Source organism: Paenibacillus peoriae KCTC 3763 (assembly GCF_000236805.1).
In the GTDB taxonomy this organism is placed as follows: domain Bacteria; phylum Bacillota; class Bacilli; order Paenibacillales; family Paenibacillaceae; genus Paenibacillus; species Paenibacillus peoriae.
The window spans coordinates 41,052-55,369 of sequence record NZ_AGFX01000038.1; the positions used below are offsets into that span (position 1 = coordinate 41,052).

The 14,318-nt window shown below is 49.7% G+C and carries 9 protein-coding genes; 3 read left to right on the forward strand and 6 right to left on the reverse strand.

The genetic code is table 11. The annotated features are described in order from the left end of the window. Positions 1 to 95: 95 nt before the first annotated feature. The 4 genes from KQI_RS0119330 to KQI_RS0119345 are packed head-to-tail and all read right to left on the reverse strand — an operon-like array spanning position 96 to position 4,955. Entirely contained in the window at positions 96 to 1,859 is a 1,764-nt protein-coding gene (locus KQI_RS0119330; protein WP_029390250.1) for a sulfatase family protein, read from the reverse strand. 48 nt (positions 1,860 to 1,907) lie between these two features. Continuing rightward, positions 1,908 to 2,762 (reverse strand): carbohydrate ABC transporter permease, encoded by an 855-nt coding sequence (locus KQI_RS0119335; protein ID WP_010348533.1) that lies wholly within the window; start codon positions 2,760 to 2,762, stop codon positions 1,908 to 1,910. Between the two features lie 18 nt (positions 2,763 to 2,780). Beyond that, the gene (locus tag KQI_RS0119340) at positions 2,781 to 3,665 is read right to left on the reverse strand and encodes a carbohydrate ABC transporter permease (protein ID WP_010348534.1); all 885 of its coding nucleotides are present in this window, start codon (positions 3,663 to 3,665) and stop codon (positions 2,781 to 2,783) included. 36 nt (positions 3,666 to 3,701) lie between these two features. After that, the gene (locus KQI_RS0119345; protein WP_029390251.1) at positions 3,702 to 4,955 is read right to left on the reverse strand and encodes an extracellular solute-binding protein; all 1,254 of its coding nucleotides are present in this window, start codon (positions 4,953 to 4,955) and stop codon (positions 3,702 to 3,704) included. Positions 4,956 to 5,376: 421 nt separating this feature from the next. On the opposite strand from KQI_RS0119345, the gene KQI_RS0119350 reads away from it, so the two are divergent. The 3 genes from KQI_RS0119350 to KQI_RS0119360 all read left to right on the forward strand — a co-directional run bounded on the left by KQI_RS0119350 (position 5,377) and on the right by KQI_RS0119360 (position 12,158). Next, entirely contained in the window at positions 5,377 to 7,551 is a 2,175-nt protein-coding gene (locus KQI_RS0119350; RefSeq protein ID WP_010348536.1) for a glycoside hydrolase family 3 N-terminal domain-containing protein, read from the forward strand. Between the two features lie 13 nt (positions 7,552 to 7,564). Then, positions 7,565 to 11,005 (forward strand): GH36-type glycosyl hydrolase domain-containing protein, encoded by a 3,441-nt coding sequence (locus KQI_RS0119355; RefSeq protein WP_010348537.1) that lies wholly within the window; start codon positions 7,565 to 7,567, stop codon positions 11,003 to 11,005. A 148-nt stretch (positions 11,006 to 11,153) separates the two neighbouring features. Beyond that, on the forward strand, positions 11,154 to 12,158 hold the full coding sequence (locus KQI_RS0119360; protein ID WP_010348538.1) for a LacI family DNA-binding transcriptional regulator: 1,005 nt from the start codon (positions 11,154 to 11,156) through the stop codon (positions 12,156 to 12,158). Positions 12,159 to 12,240: 82 nt separating this feature from the next. Here KQI_RS0119360 and KQI_RS0119365 read toward each other — a convergent pair whose 3' ends face one another. Both KQI_RS0119365 and KQI_RS0119370 read right to left on the reverse strand, forming a co-directional pair. Continuing rightward, a complete protein-coding gene (locus KQI_RS0119365) occupies positions 12,241 to 13,461 on the reverse strand; it encodes a stalk domain-containing protein (RefSeq protein ID WP_010348539.1) in 1,221 nt (406 codons plus the stop codon). Between the two features lie 353 nt (positions 13,462 to 13,814). Then, positions 13,815 to 14,300: a CcdC protein domain-containing protein gene (locus KQI_RS0119370; protein WP_010348540.1), complete on the reverse strand. Its 486-nt coding sequence runs from the start codon at positions 14,298 to 14,300 to the stop codon at positions 13,815 to 13,817. Between the last annotated feature and the right edge of the window lie 18 nt (positions 14,301 to 14,318).

The window sequence follows — 14,318 nt, forward strand, 5'->3', positions numbered from 1 at the left end:
TGTGACATTAGCCGGATACAAAATTATCGATCAGATAGCGTTTAATAGGAACATCAAGCGTTTTCGATGACCCAAAAGGGGAATCGCGTTGTTTTTCACCATATACATGTTTGAGCGGGATATAAACGCTTATGTTTACGCTGTTCCTCCAGTAAGTGCATCATCTGTTGTTGAACGCTTCTGGTCTGCTGCGTTGCAAATGCAGGATGGGCAAGGTTGCATGTTTCCAAAGGGTCGTTGGTTAGATTATACAATTCATATTCGTCATGATCCGGTTGTGTTTTGACCTGTGTAGCCCATTTAGAATATGGTCCGCAGGTATGATCACCCACGGGCCGTATAGTTACATCCTTCACTCCTGGTTGACTCCAGAATTGGGTACTGTCAAAATAGCGGTTAAACTTCCACAGTTCCTGCACACCATCTCTTTGCAGGGGCGCAATGACCGTCTCGATATGATTGGGCTGAATAACAGACGGATATGGCTCTCCCAGTATATTGATCTGCCGCTGGCCTCGGGTAATATCGTCATCAGTCATAAAATAGATCGGCTGGTTAGCTACTTCACCTTGGTTCTGTCCTCGGATAACAGGCGTAAGGTCACGTCCCACCAGCGGACGAGCTTCACTAAAGCTGTTTTGCAGACGGCTCTGGATCGCAGTGCTGTCAACGTTCGCCAGTCCAAGCATGGTAGGCAGAAGATCCACATGGTTGGTTAGCCCATGCTCGCTTTGATACTGAGGAGACAGGTGCCTGTTATGGATGACCAACGGCACGTGCACCATCTCTTCATAGGCACAATAAAATTTTTGATGGAGATTGCCGTGAGCGCCTAGCAACTCTCCATGATCGGATGTAAAAATCACAATGGTATTATCATAAAAAGAAGAACGGGTCAGCGCTTCAAATACCTTAAACATTTGGCGATCCGCATTTTTTTGCAATTGGTAGTATAGCTTGCGGTAAAAAGGCTGATCCAAAATAGGCTGTACCGCTTTAGGGTAAATATCCCGATAGCTTGCCTGACAGCGCGGCTTGGTGCCCAGCCATTCGTTGATTGTCGGAGGAGGAGCGACTGCCGGCATCGGCTCCACCTCGAATCGAAACATAGGTAATTGTGCAGTAATCGCACCGTATAGAACAATGTCATGCGGGTTCACAAATGAAGCTACGACCAGCCAGGGCTTGGCATGGTGATCATACTCCTGCTGACGGTCAAGGGCTTCGATAAGCTGGGTGGTGTCCGCAGCATATACCTCGTCTCTCCCGCTTAAACCAAAACCCGCAGAGGAACCGGAGTTTCGCGGGTTTCGCCCGTGCGGCTCCGGACCGATCCATCTGGAAAAGCCGAAGTTATCCAGGCGGTCGGCTTGATCATATAAATTTTCCCGTTTTCTGTCGGGTACACCCGTCAGCGGATGATAGCTTGGGAGAGCTTTGTGCGTACCCGGAATGATTATATCCTCATCGGATATATGCCATTTTCCTTGATAATAAGTTTGGTATCCAGCTGCGCGAAAATAATCCCCCATAGTAGGCACCGAGTTTCTATCCAGCCAGAACATGTCGGAGTCGAATGGCCCCTTGGCCACTCCGTCCGTCTGAGTGACTCCGTGGAGGGACGGATAATGGCCGGTAAACAAGGTAGTCCTGCTGGGGCTGCATGCAGCGCTTCCTATATAATGTCTGTGAAACTCCAGTCCATGAGATCTCAAGATCCCTTGCGTAACCAGATTTTGTCTGCTCCATTCTTTGATCTCCGGGTTTTCATAAACGGCAGGATAACGCTCCTGATCCACAAGGAGTATAAGAAAGTTAGGCCGTTCTAAGGAGCCGGACAACCGTGAACTATCCTTCATATACACACATCCCAGGTTCGTTTTACCCTAAGAATATGTTCTATGCCCCTACTTAATCCCTGAAATTGTATAGTTCTCGATAATATACTTTTGAAAAACAATGAAGATCATCATGATCGGTAGCACCATGAAGGTCGAGCCTGCCATCTGGAGCGCGAATTGGCTTTCGTTCTGTCCCTTAAGCAGTGAGAGGCCGACGGACAAGGTATACAACTTCTCGTCGTTCGCAATAATGAGCGGCCACAGAAAGCTGTTCCAGCCCCCAATAAAGGTCAGGATGGCCTGCACTGCCAAAATCGGTGTCGAGATCGGCAGTACAATTTGCAGAAAGGTTCGAAATTCGCCTGCCCCGTCCAGACGCGTCGCCTCCAGCAATTCTTCGGGAATATCCGACATGAACTGCCGGAACAGGAAGATGGCGAATGCTCCTACCAGACCAGGCAGGACGATCCCCATCATGGTATTGGTCAATCCCATCTGGTTCAAAATCAAATACACGGGAATCATCGTTACCTGCCCCGGAATCATCATTGTGGCCAGCACCAGATAGAACAGAAAACCTCTGCCCTTAAATTTGAATTTGGCAAACCCGTAGCCTGCCATGGCGTTCAGGAATAATCCGAAAAAGGAAGCTAATACAATTACCAGCGTATTGGTCAGATAGGTGCCAAAAGCCATGCTATCAAACAGAATCTTAAAATTTTCCAACGTGAAATGCTGCGGCCAGATAGTCGGAGGAATTTGGGTTACCTCGCCCTCGGTCTTAAAGGAGGATAAAATCATCCACGCAAAAGGCAGCACCATCAACAGACCTCCCACGGTCAGGAGAATTGCCACGAACCATTGAAATGTTTTTTCACCACTGCGCGAATTGGCGCGGGCTTGTTGAACAGCTGTTTTCACGTTCATCACCTCTCTCTATCAGGACTCCGCTTTATTTTGCAAGCGGAACTGAATCAGTGTCACCGCGATGATCGCAAAGAACAGAATAAATGATCCCGCCGCGGCATAACCGAATTTACTAAACTGGAAGCCGTTATTGTATATAAACAGAGATGCTGTCAGCGTGCCGTCAAGCGGTTTCCCTTTGGTCATGACGAACGGTTCCTCGAAAAATTGCAGCCAGCCGATCATCGTCGTAATGGAGACGAAGAAAATAGCGTAACGGAGCTGCGGAAGGGTGATATAACGAATTTGCTGCCATGTGTTGGCCCCGTCAAGCTGAGCCGCCTCATAGTAAGAGCCCGGAATCCCTTTGATGGCCGCAATAAAAATAATCATATTCAAGCCTATGCCCCGCCAAACCGCCAACACAATCAGCGAAATTTTCGCCACGGTCGGATCGGTCAACCATGGAACAGGGCCGAGATTCACCAGGCCAAGCACATAATTGAATAATCCGAGCGTCGGATTATACAGATAGCTCCATACCACTGCTACCGCAACCACATTCGTTACGGACGGCAGATAGAACACGACGCGGAATACTTTGAAAGCACGGGATTTTCCCATATTAATCAGGATTGCAATGCTTAGCGAAAATAACAGCACCAACGGAACACCGATAATGACGAAAAACAGAGTATTCCCCATGGATTTTATAAATGAAGGGTCTAACAGCACATTCCTATAATTTTCCAGTCCAATAAAGCGAATATGATCATAATTAACCAGTCCGGAAAGATCCATATCCGTGAAGCTGATCACGAGCGCCAGTAGAATCGGCAATAGTGAAAACAGCGCCAACAGGATAATGGAGGGGCCGATAAACAAGTATGGCGCAAGCTTCTGCGAGCTTCCTTTCATGTCTTCACTCCCTTTGACATTGGCGGATACGGATCATTATTTTTTCATAATACTTGCAGCCTGCTGATTAAAGTCATCCATTTCCTTCTGGACGTCGGCATGACCGCGGTAAATACGTTCAAAGCTCTTGATGAATTGCTGAGAAACCTCTTCCCATGCTGCCAGTTGTGGCAATGCTGCGGAGTGGTCGAGCTGTTTGCGAATCGTTTGAAGCATCGGATCACTCTTTAGCTTGGCATCGTCCCAGGACTTGGTAGCAGCAGGCAGGGTACTGGACAGCTCCATCCATTTCAGCTGCGTTTCCGGTTTGCTCATGAAAGCCAGGAATTTGGCCGCTTCCTCCGGGTGCTTGCTAAACTGCATAATCGAAAGGTTCGACCCGCCCAGAACAGACAGATTGTTTACTTTGCCGGGAAGCTCGGCTACATTCCATTTGCCTTCCAGCTCCGGCGCATTATCCTTGATTTGCTTAATCATAAAAGGACCGCTGATAAACATCGGAACGATGCCGTCACCTTGCAATCCTTGAATGGAGTCTATCCCAAGATCAAGGGCATTGGAACCGTTTTGGAAAAAGGTGTTCAAATACTTCACCGCCTCTACAAACGGCGGCTGGTTGAATAGCGGATTCCCCTGCTCATCGATCAGCTTGGAACCGTTCTGAAGAGCGAACATAAAGCCCAGAGACTGCTCTTTCGCATTAATGGCAATACCGTATTTCCCTTTGCCACGCGCTGCCAGCTTTTGAGCAGCATCGGAAAGCTCCTCCCACGTTTTCGGTGCTTCATTATATCCGACTTGCTTCAATAGATCTGAACGGTAGAACAAAATTTTCGTTTCGGTATACCAAGGAACACCTACAAGTTTTCCTTCAAATTTTGCCGTATCCACAGCACCCTTGAAGAAATTCTGCGGCCCCAGCTCAGGGTATTTGCTGACATAAGGAGTGATGTCCGCCAATGCACCCGCAGCCGCAAGCTCAGAAACCCAGGATGTCCCCAGCTGAACCACATCCGGACCGGATTTGGAAGCAACCGCCGTCAGCAGCTTATCATGAGCGTTATCCCAAGGCAGTGCCTGCACCTCTACGTGAATATCGGGATTTTCTTTCTCAAAATCCTTCACAATTTCAGGCAGCAGCTTGCCTTCTGCTCCCATTCCCCACATGGTAATGGTTGTTTTGCCGTTTGCGTCCTTGCCGGACGACTCATCCTTGGACGAACAGCCAGCGAGCGCGCCTCCCAGCAATAAAGTGCTTGCCAAAATGATCCCTAACGTTCTTTTCATCATACGAATTCCTCCCGAGATGACCGAATGGTTATAGCATACCGTTATAGCAATTATGTTCCAATATCTATGGATCATACTTATTAATAGAAACGTTTCGATAGTCATTATAAAACAAATTGAAACCGTATTCAATAGGTATATTATTTTTTTATTTTGCCAAAACAACACCCTTGTTTTATCTTAAACACGTTACTTTTCTCATTAAACAACCTCCAATACGGATTTGACTCTCGATTTGAAAGCGTATATAATCCAAATGAGTTTAACAATAGAAACGTTTCGATTAATAATACAACCGAATATTATGCATCTATACTAAGCTATTAGCCTGTTCAGCACTTTTATGAAACCAATTTCGCCAACAAATCTCATGAATCTGAAAAAGAAAGCTGTCTACCAACGCAGCTTACGGAGGATTATGATGGAACAACAACTAAATTCCTATTTGCAAAGCATGACCCTTGAAGAAAAGGTCGACCAGTTGCTTCAGCTTGTGGGCGCCTTTTTTGAAGATGCCGGAACAGACGGCCAAATTACCGGGCCTATGGCTTCTCTTGGCATCACCGGGGAAACCATCCACAACGTCGGTTCCGTACTTGGCCTCGCAGGAGCCAGGGAAGTGATTCGTGTACAGCAGGCTCATTTGAGCAAAAACCGTCTGGGCATTCCACTTCTAATTATGGCAGATATTGTACACGGCTTCAAAACGATTTTTCCGATACCTCTGGCTATAGGTTGCTCCTGGGATATGCGACTTGCAGAAGAGAGCGCTACCATTGCTGCGAGGGAGGCAGCTGTGTCGGGGATACACGTTACTTTTGCCCCGATGGTCGATTTGGTGCGTGACCCGCGCTGGGGCCGTGTTATGGAATCTACAGGAGAAGACCCTTACCTCAACAGCGAATTTGCCCGTGCGTTTGTACGTGGCTTCCAGGGCAAGGATCTGACGAACGATACAGACCGGGTGGCCGCGTGCGTGAAGCATTTTGCCGCATATGGAGCTGGCGAAGGCGGACGGGATTACAATACTGTCGATCTGTCCGCATGGCAGCTGCGAGAGTATTATCTTCCCTCCTACAAAGCCGCGCTGGATGAAGGCTGTGAAATGGTGATGACCTCCTTCAATACCGTGGAAGGTGTAGCCGCAACGGGCAACAAGCGCCTGATGCGCGATTTGCTTCGCGATGAATGGGGCTTTGATGGTGTACTCATCTCGGATTGGGCCGCTATCAAGGAGCTGATCCCCCACGGCATCGCCGAAGATGAGCGCGAGGCAGCACAGAAAGCATTGCTGGCAGGCGTGGATATCGAAATGATGACCTCCTGCTATAACGGGCATCTGCCTGAGCTGGTTCGCAGCGGACAGCTGGACGAAGCACTCGTCGATGAAGCGGTGATGCGTGTGTTAAAGCTCAAGCAAAAGCTGGGCTTGTTCGACAATCCGCTGCGCGGCGCGGACCCTCAGCAGGAGCGTGAGGTTGTGTTCTGCGATGCTCACCGGGCGGTGGCCAAGGAACTGGCGATCAAGTCATGCGTGCTGCTCAAAAATGATTCCGTTCTTCCATTGAAGCGCAGCCAGCATATAGCGTTGATCGGACCGTTCGCAGAGAGCGGTGATATCCTCGGCTCGTGGTCCTGGAGCGGTTCGCAGGATGAAGCGATTCGTGTGGCTGATGGCTTCCGATCAAAAATATCCTCCTCGCTGCTCGCGGTCGCAACAGGATGTTCTATAGAAGATATCACCGAAGAGCAATATGTAGAAGCTCTGCAGGCTGCCAGCCAAGCAGAAGTGATCGTGCTGGCGCTTGGAGAGCGCTCGGATATGAGCGGTGAAGCAGGCAGTCGCTCGAATATTCGCCTGCCCCAAGCCCAGTTGGAGCTGGTAAAGCACCTGAAAACACTGAATAAGCCTATGGTAGCCGTCTTGTTCAATGGTCGCCCATTGGACCTGCACGGTGTCATTGAAGAAGCAGACGCCGTGCTGGAGGCTTGGTTCCCCGGTGGCGAAGGCGGCGCAGCGATTGCCGATTTGCTGTACGGCGATGCCGAGCCTACAGGTCGTCTGACGATGTCCTTCCCGCAATCGGTTGGACAGGTGCCCGTGTATTACAATCATTTTAATACAGGACGTCCACAGCTAGATCCGAATACCAAGGAACGCTACGTGTCCCAATACCTGGACGTACCGAACGAACCTTTATTTCCGTTCGGATATGGCCTGAGCTACACCGAAGCAGCTTATGACAGCGTACAGCTTTCCAGCGAAACCCTTATACCCGGTCAGGCGCTGACGGTTAAAGTACGGGTAAAAAATATAGGAACTCGTCCCGTCGAAGAAACCGTGCAGTGCTATGTCCGTGACATCAGCGGAGATACGGTTCGCCCGATGAAAGAACTGAAGGATTTCCGCAAAGTCCTCCTTACCCCAGGCGAAAGCCGGGAAGTCGAATTTGCATTGACCGAGCCGCAGCTGCGCTATCATCATGCAGACCTGAGCTTTAGCAGTGATAGCGGTGAGTTTGCCGTCTTTACAGGACCTAACAGCCGGGATACGACCGAAGGGCGTTTTCGGTTAGTGGAAGAAACAGGAAAGTGAGGCGCAACCTTTGATGAATACAAGTCTGGATCAAAATATTCTTCTGCGGGCAGGCGACCTGTCCTTTACCTTCCTGAGCAGTGGTGATGTGTACAAAATCGCTCATGGCTCAACCATGATCAACCAGTTGCTGACCAATTCGGTCGACGGTTCCCTGAACAATCTGTACTTGAGACTGTACCGTCCGTCCGGCGTGAGCATCGCTCCCCTGCTTGGAGTTCGTTCACCTGGAGTGATCCGCCAGACGGATCGGCAGATTATTTGGGAAGGCTTCACCGCTGGTGTAGGCTATCAGGTAGCCTTTACACTAAGCAGTCTGGGAGTATGGTTCTGGGATATAGTCCTACAGGGCGATGACGTTGAGGCAGATATCGTGTACGGTCAGGATGTCGGCATTGCGGATACCGCTGCTGTACGCAGTAATGAAGCTTATTTGTCTCAATATATTGACCATACGGTCTACCATGACGAACAAAGAGGCTACACGGTTTGCTCCCGCCAAAATCAGCCGCAAAGTCAGGCATTCCCTTACCTTCAGCAAGGCTCGTTAACCCGTACCGTCGGCTACTCTACGGACGGATTTCAGTTCTTTGGACTTTCGTACAAAGAAACGAATGAGCCGGAAGCACTGCGCCGCGACTCGCTCGCCAATGAAGTGTACCAATACGAATTCGCCTATATTGCATTGCAATCCGAGCGGGTGAAGCTTGCTGGGGAAGCTCGCTTTACCTTTTACGGCCTGTTCCGGCCGAATCATCCTACTGCAGTAACGAAGCTGGAGCATCAGGAACTGGTGACAAAAGCACGCAAAGAAGTCGCTGCCATTCTGACCATCGCTTCTGATGCCGCCATCCCGGCACATGCCGCAGGTAATTTACAGGCAGTGCATGTAGCTCCAGCCCCAACGATCGGTGAGCCGCTGCACACCCTGGACCTGACCGATGCCGAGGTGGAACAGCTTTTCCCGAAACGGCAGGAGGAAGAACGAGATGGCGATGCACTACTTTCCTTTTTCACGGACAGCTATGAGCATGTCGTACTCAAATCCAAAGAGCTTCGTGTAGAACGTCCCCACGGGCATATTTTAATGGGTGGACATTATACAGGAGGCAATAAAGAAACGATTACTACCACCTCCTATATGTATGGAGTGTTCAATTCCCAACTCGTCATCGGCAACACGAATTTCAACAAAATGATCACAAACACGCGTAATGCGCTTAACATTCCCAAAACATCCGGGCAGCGTATCTATGTCGGAATCGAAGGGAAATACCGTCTGCTCACGATGCCTTCCCTGTTCGAAATTGGCTTTAACTATGTACGCTGGTATTACAAAACCACTGACGACACGCTCATCATTACCAATTATACGAACGCCGACACACCAGAAGTACGGCTTCACATGCGCTCGGCAAGCGGCAAGGCCTATCCGTTCCTTGTGACTCAGCAGCTATCCATGCATGTGAACGAATATGAGCTTCCGTTTCATATGGAACGCGAAGGCGATGCTCTGCTCTTCCGGGCAGACTCCGCTTCACTGAGCGCCGAAGCCTACCCGGACCTGCTGTACCACATGCAGGTAAAAGGCGCTCCGCTACAGCAAGTTAGCGGCGCTCGCGCACTGCTGCAGGGCGCAGCCTGCCCTGATTCATCGCTGGTCGTGCTGGAGCTGGGCGATAGCAGCGAATGGACCTGCACCGTGCAGGGCTGGCTGCATGGGCGCTCGGCCGGGAAAAACCAGGCGCGAAGAGAGCGCCGCGTCTCCTTTGAGGACGAGCGTGAGCGCTATCGCGAATATTTGGCCGCGCTTATGAACGGTTTCCATCTAACGCAGGGCGGTCATGAAACCAGCGAGCTATTCCGTGTGAACGCGGTGGCCTGGTGGTATACCCACAATATGCTTGTCCACTATTCCGTACCCCATGGTCTGGAGCAATATGGCGGGGCAGCTTGGGGAACGCGTGACGTATGTCAGGGACCAGTGGAATATTTCTCAGCCGTACAAAAGTATGATGAGGTCCGTTCCATTCTGCTGACTGTATTCAGCCATCAGTATGAGGATAGCGGAAGCTGGCCGCAATGGTTTATGTTCGACAACTACACCCGCGTGCAGCAGGAAGAAAGCCACGGTGATATTATCGTCTGGCCGCTCAAGGTACTGGGCGATTATTTGACCGCGACGCGGGATTACAGTATTCTGGGAGAAAATGTACCCTTCACCCATCGGCATTCTTTCGATTTTACCAAGCAGACTGCGACGCTCATGGAGCATGCAAAGAAGGAAATCGAGTATATTCGGGCGAATTTCCTTCATGACACGCATCTGTCGGCCTACGGCGACGGAGATTGGGATGACACGCTCCAGCCAGCCAACGCTCAGTTGAAGCAGTACATGGCGAGCAGCTGGACGGTTGCACTCACCTATCAGGTGATTAGCAGCTTTGCTGATGCTTTGAGTGAGGCCCCGGCAGGCGTCGTCGACGAGGCAGACAGGATTGCCCGGGATCTTCATCGGATGGCCGAAGGCATCCGCAAGGACTTTAACCGCTATATGCTAGAAAGCGGTACCATCCCGGGCTTCGTGTATATGGAGGAGCTTGGCCAGCCCAAGCTGATGCTCCATCCGTCCGACACCGAGACGGGCATTCACTACCGCTTGCTGCCGATGACACGCAGCATGATCAGCCAACTGCTCACACCTGAGCAAGCTTTGGCTCATGAGCAGCTCATCCGCGAGCAGTTCCTCTGCCCGGATGGGGTACGCCTGATGAACCGCCCTGCGCAATACGATGGCGGTGTCAGCTCGCACTTCAAGCGTGCAGAGCAAGCGGCCAACTTCGGACGTGAAGTCGGGCTGCAATATGTGCATGCCCATATCCGCTTCGTGGAGGCGATGGCCAAGCTGGGGCGCAAGGATGACGCCTGGCACAGCCTGAAGCTCATCAATCCGGTTGGCATCCGCACGTCCGTCCCGAACGCTGAATGGCGTCAGAGCAACGCCTATTTCAGTAGCTCGGACGGCAAATTCAATACCCGTTATGAGGCACAAGAACGATTTGGCGAACTGCGTGAAGGAGCCGTACCGGTCAAAGGCGGCTGGAGAATCTACTCCAGCGGTCCGGGGATCTACATGAACCAGCTCATTTCGAACGTGCTGGGTATTCGTCAGTCGGGCGAAGACCTGATTTTGGACCCTGTGCTGCCGGACGATCTCAACGGATTGGAATTTGAGTTTTCCTTTGCCGGAAAACCAGTCACCTTTGTTTACCGTATGCTGCAGGAGCATCATAACGGTGAGCAAGGCCGTGCATTATTAAACGGAACACCGCTGGAGAGTGAGCCTGCTGGCGATAATCGCTACCGCTCCGGCGCCATGCGCATCAAGCGCGACATTTTCGAGCAGGCGCTGGCAGACTATGATGGTGTACATCGTCTGGAGATTATTTTATAAAAAGCATTTTGCATACCAGGTATAGGCAACAAAGCGATGGCGATCTTGCGGGGTCGCCCTTTGCTGCTCACCTGCGGGGCTACGATATTTGAACTCAATTTGTGGTTAATAATAAATAAACAGAAACGGACGAAAAGGAGGTGGCGATGTGGTCAGCATTAAAGACATCGCCAAACAGGCGGGCGTTTCCATATCCACCGTTTCATATGCTTTGAACGGCAGCGATAAGGTAACGGAAGAGACTTGCGCACGTATTTTGGCGATTGCCAAAGAGCTTAACTATGTGCCAAATGCCGCCGCACGAAATCTCAAGAAAAGGCAAACCAAAATTATTGGCGTTTTCCTGACTGATTTTCGCGGAGACGTGTATGGAGATTTATTGTATGGCATCAAGGAAATTTTGAACCGCAAAGAATATGACCTCATCGTATGCAGCGGCGAACAGTCTCACCGAATGCTGCCGGAGCGCATGATCGACGGAGCCATCGTGCTGGATCAGACGTTTGATAGTCAGGAATTGCTAAGCTACGCCGAGCGGGGACATAAAATTGTCGTGCTGGACCGTGAGCTGAATCACCCTAACATTAATCAGGTGCTGCTGGATAACAAAGCAGGTGCCGCGCTTGCGATAGAGCATCTATTGGAATTGGGACACCGCAAGCTGTATGTGGTCACCGGACCAGACGGCTCCTACGACTCATGGCAACGAATGCAGGCGGTCAAACAGACCGTTGAACGGAGCGGCGTTGCCGAAATGATCGAGATTCCTGGCAATTTCGAGAAAACAGGCGGCGAGCAAGCGGCCGAGATCATTTTGCAGCAGCATGTTCGCCCGGATTCGGGGCCCATAGCTGTATTTTGTCTCAATGATGAAATGGCCGTAGGCTTTTATAATCGGATGACTCAGTCTGAGCTAATGCTCGGCAAAGATATTCATATCGTCGGCTTTGATAATATTGAGCTGGCACAATATATTCAGCCCCGCCTGACCACCATTGACTATTCCAAGCGCAAATGGGGCGCTGTGGCCGCCGAGCAGGTTCTCAAAATTATTGCAGGGGAAGACGTGGATCATGAACGATTGTACGTTACGCTTGTCCAAAGAGAATCCGCAGGTGCAGTGTGTATGCCCCAAGATCAACAAAATATATAATAAAAAGAACTTCCACAGCCCCAGAATACGGGTGGGAAGTTCTTTGGGTTATGCTCTTGTCCGCTCTACTACAAGCGTATTTTTAAAACTTTCCGTTCGTATTTTTCCACTCCGCTTTAGGCGGAACGTCCTGAACTACATCCCAGTGCTCTGCTACTTTTCCGTTCTCCACACGCCACATATCATAAACAGCCGTTGAGGTTCCCTGTGGTGATTTGATTTCACTCACAACCAGCACGAAGTTTCCTTCTCCAATGACCATATGGACCTGATCATATCCAAAGGAAGCTCCCTGGCTTCCCGCTGCGGAGAATGCTTGCTTCAGAATGGATACACCGTCACCAAAAAGAGGATTATGCTGAATGTAATGATCACCGTTATAGTAGCTTTCCAGTGCGGCGCGGTTCTTGCCCACCAGGATATCATCCACAAACTTGCGGATCAACGCTTTATTCTTCCCGGTTTGGTTGCGATCCGTGATTTGTGTCGTTCCGTCAATCATTGTACGTCCGCTTGGATTAGCTGGAGCCAACGCTTGGCTGTTGTCCCAGTGCTCCACAATTTTCCCATTCTTGTCGAACCGGAAAATATCAAACAACACGCTTGGTTTCCCTGCATCCGTCTCCTTGTAATGAACGGCTACATAATCTCCATCCTGAATCACTCTCTGGATATCGACCTGGGTATTAGCTCCCTTCATTTGACGAATACCTTCTATCAGGCCATCTCTACCGTTAGCAAAGCTCAGATTGTGCTGGATATATTGATCCTTGCTGATCCAGGTCTCGGCCGCTTTTGTATCTCCGGTTTCGAAGCTTTTCAGAATTTCAACGACCTTATCCTTATTGCTCACCCCGATTTGCACCGTTTGGCTGGCCGGGTCCCAAGTCACTTGCTTGCCCCACGCTTCTTTGATAACATCAACTGGAACATAGGTTACCCCTTGTTTGGTCAAGATGGGCGAGGTGGACAGCGGCACCTTAATCCCGTTGATTTGCGCTTCCGGATTGCCTGACACCAGCACAACCGTCGCTTGATCATAACGAATGGTCGTGCTTTGACGCGCCGTATTGAACGTAATATGCTTGGAATCCAGTGGAATCCCCAAACTGGAAGCCAATTGTCTCAAAGGAATCAAGACCTGCTGATTTTGCACGATAGGAGCAATTTTGTAAGTCTCTTTCTTGCCATCTACCCAAACCTGGATACCTGTAGCGGGTTTTACCTCGGCTGCCAAGGCAGGTACAGCAGAAGATAGCACGAGCAAGCCAGCAAGTGCAGCAGTAACCGTATGTTTTTTCATGAATGTAAACCCCTCTCATCTTGTAAAATAAAGTATTAAAAACACTTCCTTTTATGTAACTATTATAGTTACATCTAACCACAAAAAGCAACTCTTCCCCACTTACCTAACTTTAAACCCCATTTAAATCTTTTGAAACCACCATAACCCCATCCATTCAAACTTTTATACGAGACCGTTAAACAGCAAGCCACAAACCTTACTTCATTTACTCCCAATTCAAATTCATTAGGAACCTGTGCACATCACCCAAGAAATTAACTCACAAAAGCGGGTCCTATCGCCAAGCAATGTACGCTTGTGAACAGGAAACCCGCTTTTTTACATCGTTATATCATGATTCAGTTATATCGTTATACCGATAACGTTCTCCGAAACTTGATGAAGCTCCCAATCCGCCAGATTGATATATATACGAGCGCCATCGTAATCGCCAGCATGCTAATTTCGCTTGTACCCAAACTGCTGAGATACTGGGTCAAAACGACACGAATCAGAATAATGGCGATAATAATGTATTTGAAATATTGGTTCGGCTTGGGATAAATGAGACCGTCATCTCGTCTTTCATACGCCGTATGCAGCAAAATGACATAGCCAAACAGAACCCCTAGCAGCCCGGCGGCCAACAGCTCCCAAAAGGCGGGAAGCGCATGCGTCTGACCGGGAATATGCAGCAATTGATATACAGATATCATCATAATCGGAAATGCGATAAATAAAGGAAGCAGAATCCGGATTCCGTTTCCTTTTACCGGCCCCCTTCTTCTTTTGGTTCTCAGCCAGATCATCAGCCCCACCAGAACCGCCACTAATGCATATGTGAATATCGTCGTCATGGTGAAATTCCTTTCTAG